Annotated in this window: 13 protein-coding genes; 12 read left to right on the top strand and 1 reads right to left on the bottom strand. The window is 70.9% G+C overall.

Going from position 1 to position 19220, the window contains the following annotated elements:
* The first annotated feature begins 72 nt into the window (after positions 1-72).
* The 4 genes from FIU83_RS07865 to FIU83_RS07880 are packed head-to-tail and all read left to right on the top strand — an operon-like array spanning position 73 to position 8243.
* Positions 73-1623, top strand: a complete 1551-nt coding sequence (locus tag FIU83_RS07865; protein WP_152483537.1) for a TIGR02677 family protein — start codon at positions 73-75, stop codon at positions 1621-1623.
* Positions 1611-2888, top strand: a complete 1278-nt coding sequence (locus tag FIU83_RS07870; RefSeq protein ID WP_152483538.1) for a TIGR02678 family protein — start codon at positions 1611-1613, stop codon at positions 2886-2888. Before FIU83_RS07865 ends, FIU83_RS07870 begins: the two co-directional genes overlap by 13 nt.
* Positions 2881-7014 (top strand): TIGR02680 family protein, encoded by a 4134-nt coding sequence (locus tag FIU83_RS07875; protein WP_152483539.1) that lies wholly within the window; start codon positions 2881-2883, stop codon positions 7012-7014. The genes FIU83_RS07870 and FIU83_RS07875 overlap by 8 nt, the downstream gene beginning before the upstream one ends.
* A complete protein-coding gene (locus tag FIU83_RS07880; RefSeq protein ID WP_152483540.1) occupies positions 7011-8243 on the top strand; it encodes a TIGR02679 family protein in 1233 nt (410 codons plus the stop codon). Before FIU83_RS07875 ends, FIU83_RS07880 begins: the two co-directional genes overlap by 4 nt.
* Positions 8244-8270: 27 nt before the next feature.
* Here the strand turns inward: FIU83_RS07880 and FIU83_RS07885 are convergent, their stop codons facing one another.
* Complete coding sequence (locus tag FIU83_RS07885) at positions 8271-9257, bottom strand: DUF1853 family protein (protein ID WP_152483541.1); 987 nt, start codon at positions 9255-9257, stop codon at positions 8271-8273.
* Positions 9258-9345: 88 nt separating this feature from the next.
* Here FIU83_RS07885 and FIU83_RS07890 point away from each other — a divergent pair, with 88 nt between their 5' ends.
* The 8 genes from FIU83_RS07890 to FIU83_RS07925 all read left to right on the top strand — a co-directional run bounded on the left by FIU83_RS07890 (position 9346) and on the right by FIU83_RS07925 (position 19217).
* Positions 9346-10278, top strand: a complete 933-nt coding sequence (locus FIU83_RS07890; protein WP_253939565.1) for an ABC transporter substrate-binding protein — start codon at positions 9346-9348, stop codon at positions 10276-10278.
* A 7-nt stretch (positions 10279-10285) separates the two neighbouring features.
* Positions 10286-11452, top strand: a complete 1167-nt coding sequence (locus FIU83_RS07895; RefSeq protein WP_253939566.1) for an ABC transporter permease — start codon at positions 10286-10288, stop codon at positions 11450-11452.
* Positions 11449-12393 (top strand): ABC transporter ATP-binding protein, encoded by a 945-nt coding sequence (locus FIU83_RS07900; RefSeq protein WP_152483542.1) that lies wholly within the window; start codon positions 11449-11451, stop codon positions 12391-12393. Before FIU83_RS07895 ends, FIU83_RS07900 begins: the two co-directional genes overlap by 4 nt.
* Positions 12386-13114 carry an ABC transporter permease gene (locus FIU83_RS07905; protein WP_152483543.1) on the top strand — a complete coding sequence of 243 codons (729 nt, stop codon included), beginning with the start codon at positions 12386-12388 and terminating at the stop codon, positions 13112-13114. The genes FIU83_RS07900 and FIU83_RS07905 overlap by 8 nt, the downstream gene beginning before the upstream one ends.
* A gap of 176 nt (positions 13115-13290) precedes the next feature.
* Positions 13291-14508 (top strand): thiamine pyrophosphate-dependent dehydrogenase E1 component subunit alpha, encoded by a 1218-nt coding sequence (locus FIU83_RS07910; protein WP_152483544.1) that lies wholly within the window; start codon positions 13291-13293, stop codon positions 14506-14508.
* Position 14509: 1 nt separating this feature from the next.
* Positions 14510-15487 (top strand): alpha-ketoacid dehydrogenase subunit beta, encoded by a 978-nt coding sequence (locus tag FIU83_RS07915; protein WP_152483545.1) that lies wholly within the window; start codon positions 14510-14512, stop codon positions 15485-15487.
* Positions 15488-15515: 28 nt separating this feature from the next.
* Positions 15516-17204 (top strand): dihydrolipoyllysine-residue acetyltransferase, encoded by a 1689-nt coding sequence (locus FIU83_RS07920; protein WP_152483546.1) that lies wholly within the window; start codon positions 15516-15518, stop codon positions 17202-17204.
* Positions 17205-17378: 174 nt separating this feature from the next.
* Complete coding sequence (locus FIU83_RS07925; protein ID WP_152483547.1) at positions 17379-19217, top strand: protein kinase; 1839 nt, start codon at positions 17379-17381, stop codon at positions 19215-19217.
* Positions 19218-19220: the final 3 nt, after the last annotated feature.

Raw genomic sequence — 19220 nt, forward strand, 5'->3', positions numbered from 1 at the left:
CCTGATACGCTCGGCCGACGCGTGAGGATGGCCGGGCGTACGTTGCGCCCACTCGTATTCTCGGGAGGCCGTTTGAGCTATTCGCCCTTCAGCTATGTCACTGCCGACAAGGCCGACCTCTATCGCGAGGTGATGCGGGCTTTCGTCGAGGCCAAGTCACACTTCCTCGTGCACCTGCGCCCGGAAGATGTCCGGCAGCAGCTCGGCGAGCCGGAGCTGGCCCCGGTGCAGGCGGCGCTGACTCAGCTGGTGAACTGGGGCAACCTGGACGCCGAGCGCGACAGCGCCCGGGTCACCAGCGTTGAGGACTACTACCGCGCCCTCTACGTCTATCAGATCACCCGCCAGGGCGAGGCAGTGGAAGCGGCGCTGGCCACCTACGATCAGGAGCTGGGCCGCCGTGGCGCCCTGCAGACCGTCGCGCTGGAGGACATTCGCTCCCGCCTGCGAGCGCTGCTGGCGCTATCACAAAGCGAGGCGCCGGACGCGACGGAGAGCCAGCTGCTGCTGCGCGATCTCGCCGGTGTCTTTTCCGACCTTGCCGAGAATGCCCGCGCCTTCATGACCGGCCTGAATCGCTCCCTGGAGAGTCAGGACAGCGATGCTGATGCTTTCCTGCTCTACAAGGAGCGGGTGATCGGCTATATCGAGCGCTTTCTGGGCGATCTGACCACGGCCTCCGGCGAGATCGCCGGCCTCATCCGCGCCCTGGATGGCGACGCCGGGCGTAGCGAAGCGCCGGTGGACCGACTGCTGCACCATGCCGCTGCACGCGAGCTGGCCGACCTGGCCCCCGGCGAGTCGCCGGACGACGTCGAGGAGCGCGAGCGCGCTTTCACCGAGGCCTGGCGGCACTGGCGCGGCCACTGGGACGGGCTGCGCGCCTGGTTTCTCGATCAGCCGGGGCGCCAGGCTCAGGCCAGGCTGCTGCGCAGCAGTGCGCGGCGAGCGGTGACCCAGCTGCTCGAGATGGTCGCGAGACTCAACGAGCGGCGCATGGCGCGCAGCGACCGCTCGGCGGATTTTCGCACCCTGGCGCGCTGGTTCCTGGAGTGCCAGGACGACGGCGAGGCCCATCGCCTGTGGCGCACGGCCTTCGGCCTGACGCCGGCGCGCCACCTGGTCACCGATCACGACACCCATGAGCGGGGGCAGGCGGAGCCGGTGCCGGCCAGTACGCCCTGGAGCGAGGGGCCGGGGATGCAGGTTCAGGCCCGGCTGCGTGCCACCGGCAGCTACCAGAAGACCGGCGCACCCCCCAAGCTGCGCAGCCGGGCGCGGGAGCGTGAGCTATTGGCCCGCCAGCTGGCCGAGGAGGCCCATGTTGCCCGAGCCGCTCGACGGCAGCTCGTGGAGCGCGGCGCCGAGCGCCTCTCCGAGCTAGGCGAACTGGAGGAGGGTGCCTTCCGCCTGCTGCTCAACCTGCTGGGGGACGCGCTGGCGGCCAGTCGGGGGGATGGTGCGCCGGTGACCACGACGACGGGAGACGGTAGCCTGCGCATCACCCTGCACCCCCTGGGGCCAGAGACCAGCGCGACGATCCGAACCGCCGCCGGTGACCTGAGCGGTCGCGACTACCGGCTCGAGATCGTCGATCTGGAGGAGACTGCATGGACGCGCTGAGCGATACCTTGGAGCGCCAGCGCCTGGAGGAGCAGCGTCTTGCCCTGCGCGCCCTGCTGGCCAGGCCGCTGCTGCGCGGCGACGATACGGCCTTCCCCCTGGTGCGCCGCCATGCGGCGCCGCTGCGTGACTGGCTGGCCCGCGAGGTCGGCTGGCACCTTCAGTGCGAGCGCGACTTCGTGCGTCTGCACAAGCGTCCCGCCGACAGCCACGATGCGACGCGACCCGCTCGAGTCGGCCGCGGCGCCCAGCGCAAGACCTTCAATCGCCGCCGCTATGCCCTGTTCTGCCTGCTGCTGGCCGACCTCGAGCGCGGCGATTCCCAGATCACCCTGGGCCGGCTGGGCGAAGGACTGGGGCAGGCGGTGGCCGACCCGGCGCTCGCGGAGCCTGGCCTGGCCTTTACCCTGGACCATCAGGAGGCGCGCCGGGACCTGGTGGTGGTGGTGCGGCTGTTGATGGAGCTCGGCGTGCTGGTCCGGGTGGCCGGCGACGAGGAGCAGTTTCTGCGCCGGGGCCTGGAGGGCGACGTGCTCTACGACGTCGACCGTCGCGTCATGTCGGCGCTGCTGGTCACCGCGCGAGGCCCCTCCCTGCTGGCCCTGGAAGGGGGCGATAGGGGAGGAGGGCTGGAGGCGCGGCTGCATGCCCTGGCCGAGACCTTCGTGCCCGATACGCCGGAGGGGCGCAATCGCGAGCTGCGTCACCGCCTGGCGCGCCGGTTGCTGGATGACCCCGTGGTCTACTGGCAGGAGCTCGACGAGCACGAGGCGGCCTACCTGACCAATCAGCGTGGCGTCATGCTGCGCCGCCTCCAGCAGGCCACCGGCCTGGTGCCCGAGGTGCGAGCCGAGGGCGTGGCGCTGGTAGACCCCGACGGTGAGCTCACCGACGAGAAGATCCCGGCCGAGGGCACCGAGGGGCATCTGGCGCTGCTGATGGCCGAACGGCTCGCGTCGGTCGGCGCCGAGGGCGTGAGTCTCGACGAGGCGGAAACCTGGGTCCAGGGCTGGCAGCACGACTTTCGCCGCTACTGGCGCAAGGCGGCCTGTGAACCGGGCGCCGCTTACGGCCTCTGCCGTCAGGCCATCTCGCGCCTGGCGGCGCTTCGCCTGGTGTCACGCCGCGACAATCGGGTCGTCCCGCTGCCGGCCCTGGGGCGCTTTCGCGTCCAGTCGGCACGCACCCCCGACGATCACGGCGCGCATGATGCCGGGCCATCCCACCGACAACCCGACCTGGCGGATCCCTTGAGCGATGAGTGAACTTCCCGAACCAAGCAGTCGGCGCTGGCAGCCCCTGCGCTGTGGCCTGGTGGAGATCTTCTACTACGACGAGGAGACCTTCCACTTCCACGACGGCCGCCTGCTGCTGCGCGGCAACAACGGTACCGGCAAGTCCAAGGTGATGGCGCTGACGCTGCCGTTCCTGCTCGACGGCAAGCTGCTTCCCTCCCGGGTGGAGCCCGACGGCGACAGCGCCAAGCGCATGGAGTGGAACCTGCTGGTGGGCGAGTACCAGGAGCGGCTGGGCTATACCTGGCTGGAGTTCGGCCGTCAGGGAGAGGCGGGGCCCGAGACTTTCACCCTGGGCTGCGGTCTCAAGGCGGTCGCGGGACGCTCGGTGCGCTCCTGGTTCTTCACCACCCCGCAGCGCGTGGGTCGCGACCTCTTCCTGGTCGAGAACGGGCGCAGCCTGAACCGCGACCGCTTGATCCAGGCGCTGGGCAGCGAGGGGCAGTTCTTCGATCATGCCGTCGACTATCGGCGGGCCATCGACGAGGCCTTGTTCCACCTGGGGGAGCAGCGCTACGAGGCCCTGCTCGACCTGCTGCTGCAGCTGCGCCAGCCGCAGCTGGCCAAGAAGCCCGACCCCAACCGTCTCTCCCAGGCGCTGAGCGATGCCCTGCCGCCGCTGGGGCGCGGCCTGCTCGGCGAGGTCGCCGAGGCCTATCGCAGCCTGGACGCCTATCGCGAGGAGATTCAGGGCCTGGAGGAGACCGCCCGCGCCGTGGAGGCCTTCCTGGGCCATTACCGCCACTATGCCGGTATCGCCGTGCGTCGTCGCGCCGATGCCCTGACCGGCGCCCACGCCGAGCATGAGCGCAACCGCGTGCAGCTGGGCAGGGATCGTCAGGAGCTGGAAACCGCCGAGGCGGAGCGCGATACCCTGGCCGAGAGCCGCCAGGCCCAGACGGACAAGCAGTTGGAGCTGGCCGCGCGGCAGCGGACCCTGGAGGCCAGCGAGGCCATGCGCTCCGCCGAGGCGCTGCACAATGCCGATGAGCAGGCCCGACAGCGCACCCGGCACGCCGAGACGCAGGCGACCCTGCTGGAAAGAGCGCGGCGTGACAGCCAGCGGGCCGAGGCCCGACGACTCGAGGCCGAGCAGGCGCGGCGGCAGACCGCCGAGACCCTGCGCCGGCGGTGCGAGGAGAGTACCGGGATAGCCGAACTCGCCGGGTTGGCTGCCGAGCATCGCCGTCATGTCGGCGAACTCGAGGAGCCGTCATCGGTCGATCGCGAGGCGCTGCAGCAGGCGCTGCGGGAACACCGCCGCCGACGCCTGGAGGGCGTTCAGCATCTCAAGGGACGGCTCGCCGCGGTGGAGCAGGCCGAGGGGCGCTTTCACCAGGCCGAGCATGAAGCGCGTTGTGAAGAGGAGACCCTGGCCAACCGCGAGGATGACCTGCAGGAGGCCGCCGTGGCCCGGGGCGAGGCGGCCGAGTCGCTGCAGTCGGCCTGGCGCGCTCATCTGGCGCAGCTGAGCGAGCTGGCGCCGGAGGACACGGAGGCGCTGCTGGCCGACCTCGAGGCCTGGTGTGACCACCTGGGCGGCGAAGAGCCCGTCGAGGCGGGCCTTGCCGTGGCGCGGGACAGGTGCCGAGATGCCCTGGGGCGGGAGCGCCTCAACCTCCAGCAGTCGGCCGATGAGAACGAGGCGACCCGTCGCGAACTCGAGGAGGAGCGCGCCAGGCTGGACGCCGGTGGCGAGTCCGCTCCGCCGGCGCCCTACACCCGTGACGAGGCGGCCCGTGAGGGGCGGCGGGGCGCGCCGCTGTGGCAGCTGGTGGACTTCAAGGCCGAGCTGGCCGACGCGGACCGGGCCGGCCTGGAGGCCGCCCTGGAGGCGGCCGGACTGCTGGACGCCTGGCTGATGCCCGACGGCCAGCTGCTCGCGGCGGATACCTGGGACACCCTGCTGGTGCCGGAGGCCGACGTGCCGGGCGCCAGCCTGGCGGATCTGCTCTGCCCCGACCTGCCTTGTCTCGACCCGCGTGGCGAACCGCCGGTGGCGCGGGAGGTGGTCGAGCGGGTGCTGGGGAGCATCGGAAGGGGCGACTCCGAGGCCCTGGCCTGGGTCAGCGAGACCGGCCAGTGGCGCCTCGGGCCACTGCATGGCCAGTGGGGCAAGCCCACGGCGATGCATATCGGTCATGCGGCGCGGGAGGCCGCGCGACAGCGGCGCCTGATGGCCATCGAGGACGAGCTGTCCGCGCTGGCCCGCCGGCGGGCAGAGATCGACGCCGCCCACGAGGCCCTGACGGCTCGCCTGGCAGTGGCCGAACAGGAGTGGCGGCAGCGCCCCACCGACCAGGCGCTTCGCGACGCCCATGCCGGTGAGGCGGCGGCGCGTCGTGCTCGAGACCTGCAGGCCGAACGCCTGGAACGGGCCCGGGAGGCACTGGAGGCCGCCCGCGAAGCCTGGGAGGCGCTGCGCGGCGAGCTGTATCAGGCCGCCGAGGATCTGCGTTTGCCCGCCGAGCGCGAGGCGCTGGCGGGGATCGAGACGGCTCTGGGCGACTACCGCCTGGCCATCGGAGAGCTGTTTCAGGCCGTCTTGGCGAGCGATGAGGCCCGGCGCCACCATGGCGAGCGAGACGAAGAGGCCGAGGTCGCCCGGGAGGCGGAGCAGCGGGCAGCGCGGGAGCACGCCGAGGCCGACGAGCAGGCCAGGGAAGCCGCGGTGCGCCGGGACACGCTACGCGAGACCATGGGGGCCGAGGTGCAGGCCCTGGAACGCCAGCTGGAGACGGTTCGCCTGGAGCGCGAGCGGCTGGCCCATGAGCAGCGTGAGCTCGAGCAGCGCCACGGTGAGCTGCTTGGCAAGGTGGCGCGCTTCGAGGAGAAGGTCGCTAACGCCGAGCAGCGCCTGACGGAGCTTGACGGGCGGCGCCTCGAGGCCATCGAGGCCTTTCGCGCCCTGGCCGAGGAGGGGCTGTTGCGCGTTGCTGCCCCCGAGACCTTCGCCGAACGCGAGCCGCCCGCCTCTTGGGCACCGGATCCCGCCGTTCGCCTGGCGCGACGTGCCGCCAAGGCCACCGCCCGCCTGGAGGCCGACGATGACAGCTGGCATGCCCATCAGAGCCGGCTGCATGAACATATCAAGCTGCTGACCGATGTCCTCTCCCGGGGCGGCCACGACTGCCAGGCCGAGGCCCGCGACGATCTGCTGCTGGTGCGCATCGTCTTCCAGGGAAGGCGTCAGAATCCCGATGCGCTTCAGCGCCAGCTGAGCGAGGAGATCGCGCAGCGTCAGGCGCTGCTGAATGCCCGCGAGCGCGAGCTGCTGGAGAACTACCTGATCGACGAGGTGGCCAGCCATATCCAGGAGCGCATCATGGCCACCGAGCAGGATGTTCAGCGCATGAACGGGGAGCTGGAGCGTCGGCCGACCAGCACCGGCATGCGGCTGCGTATTCGCTGGCAGCCGCTGAGCGAGGGGCAGGTCGCCGGTGGCCTGACGGCGCCGGCGGGGCTGGCCGATGTCTGCCAGCGGCTGCGCCGCCAGGCCCTGGATGCCTGGTCTTCCGAGGATCGCGAGGTGGTGGGCGATTTCCTGCGCCAGCGCATCGACGAGGCCCGGGCTAGCGACGAGGGCGGTGCCCTGCAGGAGATCCTCGAACGTGCTCTGGACTACCGCTTCTGGCACCGCTTCGTGGTCGACCGCCATCAGAACGGCCAGTGGCGCCCGGCCTATGGGCCGGCCTCCGGCGGCGAGCGCGCCCTGGTGATCACCCTGCCGCTGTTTGCCGCCGCGGCCAGCCACTACGGCAGCGCCCATTCTCTGGCGCCGCGTCTGGTGATGCTCGACGAGGTCTTCGCCGGCATCGACGACGACGCCCGAGCCAAGAGCATGGGGCTGCTGGCCCAGTTCGATCTGGACGCCATCATGACATCGGAGCGCGAGTGGGGCTGCTACCCGGACGTGCCGGGCCTGGCCATCGCCCAGCTGGTGCGCCGTGAGGGGGTCGATGCCATTCACGTCTCTCGCTGGCAGTGGGACGGTCGGCGCCGGGTGCGCGATGAGGCGCCGGTCTCGCCGAGACGCGAGTCGGCGCCTCTCGCCGAGGGTGAGAGGGAAGAGGGCGGCATGGACAGCCTGTTTTGAAGGATATCGAACGCCTGCAGCGTCTGCTGGGCGGTGCCGAATTGGCCCGCCTGCGTCAACGCCTGGCGCGCAAGCTGCTGCGTGAGGGGGGCGGGCGCCTCGCGCTCGGTGACGTCAGCGAGGCCGAGCGGTTTGCCGTGGAGCGTCTGCTCGGACGATCTCCCCGCCGAGGCAAATCGCTGAGCGTGGAGCTCGAGGCGCTGTCCGCGGCGTTGGCCAGGGCCGGCGTGGCTGCCGATCTGCGCGCGGCGCTGGAGGCGCTCGATGGCCCCTTGGTCGATGAGCGTGCCGAGCGCGAGGCGCAGCGACGACGCTGGGCCACGCTCATCGCCGGCTATCGTCCTCGGGCCGAGAGCCTCGGTCTGAGGGAGTGGCTCGAGGCGCTGCAGGCCGGCGGTCTGCTCAAGCGCCTGGCGAGGCGCAGCGAACGCCGGGGGCACTCGCTCCTGGAGCAGGCGCTGGACGTGCTGGAGCGGTTGCCGGTCCAGGGCCTGAGCCTGAGTGCCCTGGCCGCCGAATGCCTGGACGATGCCCACGGCCTGGATGCCGGCAGGCCGGTGGCTGCCCTGGTGCGTCGGGCACTGGCACGCCACTGGCATGGCGGTGTCGCGCTCGACGACCCCGATGAGCGCAGCATCTGGGCCCACGCCGGTGTCCTCTTGGGCGGTGATATCACCAGCGCGGTGCTGACCCTGCGCTTGCCCGTGGGGGCCGAGCGGACGCTGGACAGGGCGCTCTCCTGTTACGGCCGCGCGGCCGAGCCCGCCTGGCTGACCCTGCGGCAACTACTGCGGCATCCGCCGGCATGGGACTGCGCAGGCCGGGAGGTCTTCGTCTGCGAGAACCCCGCCGTGCTGGCCGAGGCCGCGGAGCGACTGGGTGGCGATTGCGCGCCGCTGATCGCCACCTGGGGTCGGCCCGGCGCCGCCGTCCTCACCCTGCTCGAACAGCTGGAGGCTGCCGGCGCAGTGCTTAACTATCATGGCGATTTCGACTGGGCGGGCATCGGCATCGCCAATGCCTTGATGGCCCGCTTCGAGATGCGGCCGTGGCGGATGGGGGGCGATGATCTGCAGGAGTACGGGCACCTTGGTGGCAAGCCCTTGTCGGGGCGTCCGCTCGATGCGGTGTGGGATCCCGAGCTGCGGGCGATTCTGGACAGGCGAGGAAGAGCAGTTCATGAAGAACAACTGATCGATATCCTGCTGGAAGATCTTTTCGTCGGATAACCCAGCCCCGTGCCTGAGACGGAGCGCTTATGGTGGCGGCAGTGGGATCTGGTGCGGCCAGTCGTCGGGAACCAGCATCAGGCGTCGCTCGCCGGTCTCGGGGTGGCCCAGCGCCAGCTGCAGCGGCGCCCCGCCGGCCTGGAAGTGCGCCGCGATCCTCGCGTGCAGGGTCGGCAGGGGCGCCAGCGCCTCGCGGCGGGGCAGGGCGAGCCAGTGCGGCTTGTGCAGCCAGGCCCCGCGGGTGCCAGGCGGCAGCCCGGCGCGCAGCCGGGGCCAGTCCCGGGCATGGAGCCAGTGGCCGCGCAGGTGGTCGGGGGTGGCGTCGTGCGGGGCCGGCAGGGGCGCGTGCCAGGGGTAGAAGAGCACTCCCGGCATCGCGAGCCGCACGGTCGTCGCCGGTGCGAGCTCTGGGGCGGGCGTCGCTGAGGCTCGCGCGGATGACAGCAGCGGCCCAAGCGCCTCGATGGCCTCCGGGGTACGGGTGAGGCACAGCTGGTGATGGAAGAGGTGGTCGCGCTTGGCGAGCAGGCTGTCGGCCCCGCCCGGGCCGATCCAGCGCGCCTGGCTGTCTGGTGCGCCCGGCCCCTCGTCGAGGCCCAGGTAGAACTTGATCGCTACCTCCAGATGCACCGGGCATGGGTCGTCGCGCCGGGCGTAGAGCAGATCCAGCTCGCCCAGGGTGCGTTTGCCCTGGTGGATGCGCAGGTTGTGGGCCAGCAGTCGCGTGCCGGGCGCCTCCTCGAGCAGGAACTGCCAGAGCCGCTCGTGATAGAGCCCCATCCGCCCGCGCAGGGTCGGGGCGAGGTGCGCCTCGAGGCGGTGCGGTGCGTCGTCGTGCGCCTGCAGCCAGGCCGCCAGCCGGTCGTCATCGGCGAGGCCGAGCTCGTCCCGGCTCGGGCGCGGGGCGCCCGGCAGCGCGACGAGGCAGGGCGTGAGCAGGATCCAGGCGAGGTCGCGGACCAGCGGGTGGCGGCAGTGGTCGAGGAGGCGTTGCGCCGAGGGCGTGATTGGCATGGCGAGAGTCCGACGTTGATGCCCGTGTCTGACATGGAAGCTGTACAGGCCTTATACTCAGGATACATTCCTAAGGAACCGGGTGAACATGATGATCCGTACGCTGATTTCCCGCCCAGTGTCTCGCTGCGTCTCCCTGGCGGCCGCGTCGCTGATCGCCATCTCCACGGCCCAGGCCCAGGAGCCCGTGGTGGTTGCCTCCAAGATCGACACCGAGGGCTCGGTGCTCGGCCAGCTGATCCTGCAGCGACTGGCGCAGGGCGGCATCGAGGTCGAGGATCGCCTGCAGCTCGGCGGCACCAGCATCGTGCGCGAGGCGCTGCTGGCCGGCGAGATCGACCTCTACCCCGAGTACACCGGCAACGGGGCCTTCTTCTTCGACATGACCGACAGCCCGGTATGGAACGACGCCGCCGAGGCCTATGAAACCGTGCGCCAGCGCGACGCCGAGGCGAACGCTCTCGTCTGGCTGACGCCGGCCGAGGCCAACAACACCTGGGCGATCAGCGTGCGCGGCGAGCTGGCCCGCGAGCACGGCCTCGAGAGCCTCGAGGACCTGGCGGGCTACCTCGCCGACGGCGGCGACGTCAAGCTGGCGGCGAGCGCCGAGTTCGTGGAGTCGCCCCAGGCGCTGCCGGCCTTCCAGGAGGCCTACGGCTTCACGCTCGGCGAGGAGGAGCTGCTGGTGCTCTCCGGGGGCAATACCGCGGCGACCATGCGCGCCGCCGCCCAGCAGACCAGCGGCGTCAACGCGGCCATGACCTACGGCACCGACGGCGGCCTGCAGGCCCTGGACCTGGTGGTCATGGACGACACCCTGGGCGTGCAGCCGGTCTATCAGCCGGCGCCGGTGGTTCGCGAGGCGGTCCTCGAGGCGCACCCCGAGATCGCCGAGCTGCTCGACCCGGTCTTCCAGGCGCTGGACAAGGAGACCCTGCAGCGCCTGAACGGCGACGTGGCGGTGAACGGGCGCGCCCCGGACGCCGTGGCGGCGGAGTTCCTCGAGACCCTGGGCGACTGAGGCGGCCTTGTCCTCCGAGCGTCCCCGCCACAATGGCGTCCTGCTGACCCTGTCGCTGGCCGGCCTGCTGCTCTGGCTGGCCCTCGACACGGTGAGCGTCGCGCCCAATCGCATCGTGCCCGGCACCGCCCATGGCCTGGTGGCGTCCCTCGGCTGGGGCGGCGCCCTGGCCTCGGCGCTGCCGCTGCTGGCACTCGCCGGCCTGGCTCGCCGGCCGACCCCCGCGGCGCTGCGTCTCGCCCTGGGGCTCACCGTGGTGCAGCTCGCCGCGCTGCCGCTATGGCTCTCCCTGGCCACGCAACGCCTGGTCGACCCCGGCATGGCCGGCGCGCGCCTCGGCGTCGGGGCCGGCGTCTGGCTGCTGCTCTTCCTGCTGCTGATGCTGCTGGTGGAGCTGCGCAGCCGCCTGGCGCTGTCTCGCCTAGCGGGCGTGGCGCTGCTGGCGCCGCCGGTGGCCGCGCTCTGGCTCTCCCTGGCGCAGTGGCTATCGCCCCTGGCGCTGTGGCAGGAGGCCCTGGGGCGGCGCGACCAGTTCCTGGACGCCGTCCTCGAGCACCTGGCGCTGGTCGGCGTGGCAGTCGGCGTGAGCCTCGTGCTCGGGGTGGCCGCGGCGCTGGCCATGCGCCGCTGGCAGGCCGCCGAGCGGATCGGCTTCGGCGTCCTCAACGTCCTGCAGACCATCCCCAGCATCGCGCTCTTCGGCCTGCTGCTGGCCCCGCTCGCCTGGCTCGCGGCCAGGGTCGACTGCCTGGCGGCGCTGGGGGTCAGCGGCATCGGCTGGGCCCCGGCGCTGCTGGCGCTGGTGGGCTACAGCCTGCTGCCCATGGTGCGCAACACCTTCGTGGCGCTGGCGGCGGTGGATCCCGGCGTCATCGATGCCGCCCGGGGCATGGGCATGAGCCGCGGCCAGGTGTTTCGCCAGGTGCGCCTGCCCCTGGCGCTGCCGGTGATCCTCGAGGGGGTGCGAATCACCACGGTGCAGGCCATCGGGTTGACCGCGGTGGCCGCGCTGATCGGCGCCGGCGGCCTCGGCACCTTCATCTTCCAGGGGCTCGGCCAGGCCGCCATGGACCTGGTGCTGCTGGGTGCCCTGCCGATCCTGGTCCTGGCGCTGGCCGCCGACGCCCTGCTCGGGGCCCTGACCGACACGCTGCGCCCGGGAGGGGCCGAATGATCGATCTGATCCACGTCACCAAGCGCTTCGGCGATGCCGTCGCGGTGGACGACATCTCGCTGAACGTCGCCCGGGGCGAGCTCTGCGTGCTGGTCGGCACCTCGGGCTGCGGCAAGTCCACCACGCTGCGCATGATCAACCGCCTGATCGAGCACAGCGAGGGCGAGATTCATATCGACGGCCAGCAGATTCGCGATTTCCGCGAGGAGCAGCTGCGCCGGCGCATGGGCTACGCCATCCAGAGCACCGGGCTCTTCCCGCACTGGACGGTGGCCCGCAACATCGGCCTGGTGCCGCGCCTGCTCAAGTGGCCGGCCCCGCGCATCCGCGAACGGGTCGAGGAGCTGATGGGCCTGCTCGGGCTCTCCATGGCGGAGTTCGCCGACAAGTACCCCCATCAGCTCTCCGGCGGCCAGGCGCAGCGGGTGGGGGTGGCCCGAGCGCTGGCGGCCGATCCCGATATCCTGCTGATGGACGAGCCCTTCGGCGCCCTGGACCCGATCACCCGCGAGAGCCTGCAGGAGGAGCTGCGCGCGCTGCAGGGGCGGCTGGAGAAGACCATCGTCTTCGTCACCCACGACATGGACGAGGCGCTGCGCCTGGCCGACCACCTGGTGGTGATGCACCAGGGACGGATCAAGCAGCAGGGGCGGCCGCTGGAGCTGCTGCGCGAGCCGGCCGACGCCTTCGTCGAGTCGCTGCTGGGCGGCGAGGATCGCGGCCTGAAGGAGGCGGCGCTGCTGCCGGTCAGCCAGCGCATGCTGCCGCTGGGGCCGCGCCTGCTGGCGCGCGAGCGGATCGGCCAGCGGGCCAGCCTGCGCGAGGCGCTGTCGCTGATGCTGTGGCGCCACGCCGAGCGGCTCACCGTGGTCGATGATGACGACCTGCCGGTGGGCGAGCTCTCCCTGCGTCGCCTGGTGGGGGCACGCAGCGATGACTGAGGCTCGCCGGCTGATCGCGCCGCTCGGCTGGCTGGCGCTGCTGCTGGCCGCCACCCTGGGCATGGGGCAGCTGGAGGGGCTCTTCCGCGTCATCGAGCCCGACAGCCGCCAGGTGATCTACGCCCGGGCCGACTTCCTGACCCTGCTGGGGCGCCATCTCACCGTGGTGGGCGTGGCGGCGGTGCTGGCCATCCTGGTCGGCGTCGGCGCCGCCGTCGCCGTGACCCGCCCGTGGGGCCGCGACTTCCTGCCGCTGGTCAGCCAGCTCGCCTCCATGGGGCAGACCTTCCCGCCGGTGGCGGTGCTGGCGCTGGCCGTGCCGGTGCTCGGCTTCGGCACCCTGCCGATCATCGTGGCGCTGCTGCTCTACGGCCTGCTGCCCATCGTGCGCAACACCCTGGCGGGTATCCTCGGCATCGAGGCCTCGGTGCGCGAGGCGGCGCGGGGCATGGGCATGAGCAGCGGCCAGATCCTGCGCCAGGTGGAGCTGCCCCTGGCGGCCCCGGTGATCCTCGCCGGCATCCGTACCTCGGTGACCATCAACATCGCCACCGCGGCCATCGGCGCCACCGTGGGGGCGAGCAACCTGGGCGACCCGATCATCTCGGGCATCGTCAATGGCAACACCGCCTACGTGATCCAGGGGGCGCTGCTGATCGGGCTGCTGGCGATCAGCGTCGACAGCCTGCTCAGCCGGCTGCCGTCGCCGGGCGGGCGCTGATCGCGCCTGGTCGCCGTCCGGCTCTCGCCGGGCGGGGCTCTCTCGTTCGATGGTGGGCTACCCAAGCAAAGCAGTTTACGTTAACGTCAATCCTGTTGCGTTGACCGGCCCCGGGGCGACCCCCTGGCGGTTCGGAACATTAAAGACAACACTGCCCCCAAAAGGGGCACAGGATCATGACGATGACAACAACAGCGGACATCCACGAGCCGACCTTCCTGGCCGGTGACGAGTTCAGCATTCCCACCTTCCGGCTGCTCCAGCAGGACGGCACCCTGTTCGAGGGGGCGACGGCGCCCGAGCTCGACCAGGCGCAGGCGCTGGCCATCTACCGCGCCATGGTCGCCACCCGGGTGCTCGACGAGCGGATGCTCGCCGCCCAGCGCCAGGGCCGCCTCTCCTTCTACATGCAGTGCACCGGCGAGGAGGCCTCGGTGGTCGGCGCCACGGCGGCGCTGGACGACGCCGACATGATCATGGCGCAGTATCGCGAGCAGGGCGCCCTGATCTATCGCGGCTTCACCTTCGACGAGTTCATGAACCAGCTGTTCGGCAACGAGCTCGACTACGGCAAGGGCCGCCAGATGCCGATCCACTACGGCTCGCGCAAGCTGCACTACATGACCATCTCGTCGCCGCTGGCGACCCAGATCCCCCAGGCCACCGGCTACGCCTACGGCCAGAAGCTCGCCGGCGACGGCCAGTGCACCGCGGTCTTCTTCGGCGAGGGGGCGGCCTCCGAGGGCGACTTCCATGCCGCCCTGAACATGGCGGCGGTCCACGAGGTGCCGGTGATCTTCTTCTGCCGCAACAACGGCTACGCGATCTCCACCCCCTCCATTGAGCAGTTCGCCGCCGACGGCGTGGCGCCTCGGGCCTTCGGCTATCGCATGCACGTGATCCGCGTCGACGGCAACGACATCCTGGCGGTCCATACGGCCACCCGCGAGGCGCGCCGGATCGCCGTGGAGCACAACCAGCCGGTGCTGATCGAGGCCATGAGCTATCGCCTCGCCGCCCACTCCTCCTCGGACGACCCCTCCGGCTACCGCTCCAAGAAGGAGGAGGAGGCCTGGCGGGAGAAGGATCCCATCCTGCGCATGCAGTGCTGGCTGAACGAGCAGGGCTGGTGGAGCGAGGACGAGGAGAAGGCGCTCCAGGAGAGCCTGCGCCGGGAGGTGCTGGAGACCATGAAGCGGGCCGAGAAGCGTCCGCCGCCGCCGCTGGACAGCCTGGTGACCGACGTCTATGCCGACGTGACCCCGGAGCTGCAGCGTCAGCTGGATGCGCTCAAGCGCCATGTCCGCCGCTATCCGGAGGCCTATCCCAAGGGGGCGCGTGCCCTGGACCCGGACGTGCAAGCCGACGACACCGCGGCCAAGGGAGAGAAGTGAGATGCCGACCATGAACATGCTGCAGGCCATCAACAACGCCCTGGACATCGCCATGGGCGAGGACGACAAGGTGCTCTGCTTCGGCGAGGACGTGGGCAGCTTCGGCGGCGTCTTCCGCGCCACCAGCCACCTCCAGGAGAAGTACGGCCGCGCGCGCTGCTTCAACACGCCGCTGGTGGAGCAGGGCATCATCGGCTTCGCCAACGGGCTGGCCGCCCAGGGCTCGGTGCCGGTCGCCGAGATCCAGTTCGCCGACTACATCTTTCCGGCCTTCGACCAGATCGTCAACGAGACCGCCAAGTTCCGCTACCGCTCCGGCGATCTGTTCAACGTCGGCGGCCTGACCATCCGCGCCCCCTACGGCGGCGGTATCTCCGGCGGGCTCTATCACTCCCAGTCGCCGGAGGCCTACTTCGCGCATACCCCCGGGCTCAAGATCGTGGTGCCCCGCGACCCCTATCAGGCCAAGGGACTGCTCCTGGCCGCCATCCGCGATCCGGATCCGGTCCTCTTCTTCGAGCCCAAGCGGCTCTATCGCGCCGCCGTGGGCGAGGTGCCCGAGGAGGACTACCAGCTGCCCATCGGCGAGGCCGAGGTCATCCGGGAGGGTAGCGACGTGACCCTGGTGGGCTGGGGCGCCCAAATGGAGGTGATCGAGCGCGCCGTCGAGCTCGCCGAGAAGGACGGCATCTCCTGCGAGGTGATCGACCTGAGAAGCCTCTTGCCCTGGGATCAGGAGACCGTGGCCGAGTCGGTGTTGAAGACGGGCCGGCTGGTCATCACCCACGAGGCACCGCGCACCGGGGGCTTCGCCGGCGAGATCGCCGCGGCCATCCAGGAGCGCTGCTTCCTGTACCTGGAATCGCCCATCGCCCGGGTGACCGGCCTGGATACCCCCTTCCCCCTGACCCTGGAGAAGGAGTACCTGCCGGACCACCTGAAGATCGTCGAGGCCATCCGCGACAGCGTGAATTTCTGACGACCGGTTCCAGGACAGGAGAGACAAGATGACCGAGTTCAAGCTGCCCGATATCGGCGAAGGTATCGTGGAGTGCGAGGTGGTGGAGTGGCGCATCCAGGAGGGTGACGTCATCGAGGAGGACCAGCCGGTGGTCGAGGTGATGACCGACAAGGCGCTGGTCGAGATCACCGCCCCCGAGGCGGGCCGGGTGACGCAGCTGCACGTGCCCAAGGGCGAGATCGCCAAGGTGCACGCCCCGCTGTTCGCCTACGAGGCCGAGGCCGAGGGCGGGGCCGACACCGCGCCCCCGGCGTCCGAGCCCCGGGCGAGCGAACCACAGGCCTCCGAGCCCCGTACCGACGAGACCGCAACAACCAACCGCGGAGAGCGCGCTCGTCCGGCCGCGGCCGGCGCCGCCAAGGACTTCATCCTGCCCGATATCGGTGAGGGCATCGTCGAGTGCGAGGTGGTGGAGTGGCGCATCGCAGAGGGGGAGGCGATCGAGGAGGACCAGCCGGTGGTCGACGTCATGACCGACAAGGCCATGGTCGAGATCACCGCCCCGGAGGCGGGGCGCGTGACGACGCTGCACGTGGCCAAGGGCGAGATCGCCAGGGTGCACGCGCCGCTGTTCGCCTACGCGCCGGCCGATGCCGACACGGACGATGCCGAAGCGGCCGGAGAGCCCGCGACCGCCGAGCGCGGGGCCTCCGCGCCCGCCTCGACCTCGCCGGCTCCGCAGGCCACGACCGCGGCGTCGCCTGGCCCGGCGGCCCGCGAGGCGAGCGGGCAGGGGCCCCACGGGCGCATTCCCGCGAGCCCTGCCGTGCGTCGCCTGCTGCGCGAGCATGGGCTGCGCCTTGGGGAGGTGCCGGGGTCCGGCAAGCAGGGCCGGGTGCTGAAGGAGGACGTCCAGGCCTACCTCGCGCGCGGCGAGACGACCAGCGCGGAGGTACCGTCCGCCGCGGAAGGCGCCGCCGAGCCGGGCGTTTCCGAGACGGCTACCGCCGCGCCGGCGAGCGCTCCGGGCGAGGTGCGCGTGGAGCCGATGCGCGGCATTCGCGCCGCCATGGCCCGCAAGATGGTCGCCTCGGCCTCGACGATCCCGCACTTCCAGTACGGCGAGGAGCTCGACGTCACGGAGCTGCTGGCGCTGCGCGAGCGGCTGAAGCCCGAGGCCCAGGCCCGGGACGCGCGCCTGACGCTGATGCCCTTCTTCATGAAGGCGATGGCGCTGGCGATACGCGACTTCCCGATCCTCAACAGCCGGCTCAACGAGGCGGGCGACGAGATCCACTACCTGCCGTCGTGCAACATCGGCATGGCCGTGGATGGCAAGGCGGGCCTGATGGTGCCCAACGTCAAGGGCGTGGAGCGCCTGAGCCTCCTGGAGATCGCCGGCGAGATCCAGCGCCTGACGGCCGAGGCCCGCGAGGGCCGGGTGGCCTCCGCCGACCTGCAGGAGGGCACCATCAGCATCTCCAACATCGGCGCGCTGGGCGGGACCTACGCGGCGCCGATCATCAACGCCCCGGAGGTGGCGATCGTCGCCATCGGCAAGACCCAGTGGCTGCCGCGCTTCGACGCCGACGACAACGTCGTCAAGCGTGCGATCATGACCGTCACCTGGGCCGGGGATCACCGGCTGATCGATGGCGGCACCATCGCCCGCTTCTGCAACGCCTGGAAGAGCTACCTGGAGGCGCCGGAGACGATGCTCCTGCACCTTGGCTAAGCCCGCCTGCCCCAGCTTCCCGCCATGCCGGGTACCGGGGGCAAGCCGGAGCGAGGGTCCTTTGCCAAGGATGGCAACGGTAGCGCCCACGGATGGGTTCACAGCGCCCTCGCGAAGGCTTGCCGACGGGAGGTCCAATGCTGATCCACTGGAGAGTGCAAGGAATCCCATGTCATGACCCAGGCGTCCCTGCAGCAGTTCTACATCCCGGAAGAGCAGTCGATCTACCTGCTCAGCCACGACGACGCCCGCAAGCTCAAGGCGTGGGTGTCGCTGTGCCGGGCCCAGCTCGAGCAGCTGGGCTACCGGGGCATCGAGCTGATCGGCAAGGGCGCCTACGGCTTCGTGTTCGCCGGCTTCACCGGGGTGGGCGAGGAGTATGTCTTCAAGTTCACCCGGGTCAACCTGCCCCAGCGCCTGCAGGACCGCCTCGAGGAGGAGGCCTTCATGCTGGAGCAGGTCGACCATCCGCGGGTGCCCAAGCTGATCGTCTTCCAGCGGGTCCGCCGCCAGTCGATCCTGGTGATGCAGCGGGCGCCGGGCTATAACCTCGAGGAGGTCTCGCTGCAGCGGGGGCGGCTCTCCCCGCGCCTGGTGGTGCGCATCGCCGACCAGCTGGCCGATATCCTGCGCGCCCTGCGCCGGGAATCGGGGCCTGCCGGCAAGCCGGTGGTGCACGGCGACATCAAGCCCTCCAACCTGGTCTTCGACGAGGCCCGCGAGACCATCGCGCTGATCGACTGGGGCTCCTCGGTGTTCGCCCAGCTCGATGCCAACCAGCAGTTCTTGGCGACCAACGTCATGGAGCTGATGTCGGACAACCTCCAGCAGACCAACGCCCGCCTGGGCGACGTCTACTTCATCGGCGAGGAGCAGCTGAACGGCGCGCTCTCCTCGCCGCGCTTCGACGAGCAGGGCGCCGCCGCCACCCTCTATGCGCTGGCCTCGGCGCAGTCCTGCCGCTTCGGCCACCGGGCCATCCCGGCCACCTCGCTGGGGCTGCCCCGGGAGTTCGCGCGCATGCTCGATGGCATGCTGGACCCCGACCCGCTGACCCGCCGGCGCGCCGGCGATCACTTCATCCGCGAGATGCCGCGCCTGGGGCGGCTGGTGATGCTCGACCTGCCGACGCCTGCGGAGGCGCCGCTGGTGCCGGTCTGGAGCCGGCCCGCCGGCCGCGAGATCGACACCGTGGTCTACAGCTCGCGGAAGTCCTTCCTGCGCGAGGAGGGCGGCCGCGAGACGCTCAACGACGTCAACGACGTCCAGCTCGACCGCTACTACAAGAACTTCATGCAGAACATGGGCGAGACCGAGAAGGCCTTCCTGGCCGCGGTCAGCCGGCTGGGCCGCTATCCGGTGGTCGGCGGGCTGGCGGTGCGCTGGGAGGCCGAGGGCGTCTACATCGACACCTCGCTCAACCTCCACGACCCCGGCCTCAGGCCGGCCTTCATCGCCGCGGTCAACAACATGGTGACCCTGGCCCGGGCGATCCATCGCCGCGGGATCTTCAAGAGCTGCCTGTTCAACGCCCGCGATACCCTGCACCTGGAGCGCGAGGGCGTCGAGGCGCCCTTCGTGCTCAGCCCCGGCATGCGGCTGCACTACGAGGTCAGCGCGGTGCCGGAGCTCGAGGACCGCTCGCGGCTGCACAGCTACTTCGAGGACGGCCCGGACCCCGAGGAGTTCCTGGTGCTGCCCGAGGCGATCATCACCTCGCTGGAGGCGCTCAACGATATCCACCACACCGGCATGATCATCTTCGAGGCGCTGCCCGAGCACCTCAAGATCCATAGCCACTACCGCCTGCTCGATCCCTCCCGGGAGGCGGAGTTTCGCCGTCGGCTCGAGGATATCCTCGACGCCGTGGGGCTGATCGAGGGACTCGGGGTCTCGGGCTTCATGAAGATGCCCTACAAGGACACCCGCTTCTTCGCCCATATCGAGCGCCAGCCCGAGCGCTTTTACCCGCGGGATCCCCGCGCGGCCCTGGCCGAGGCGGCCCGTCGCTGAGCG

This window comes from Halomonas sp. THAF5a, assembly GCF_009363755.1.
In the GTDB taxonomy this organism is placed as follows: Bacteria; Pseudomonadota; Gammaproteobacteria; order Pseudomonadales; family Halomonadaceae; genus Halomonas.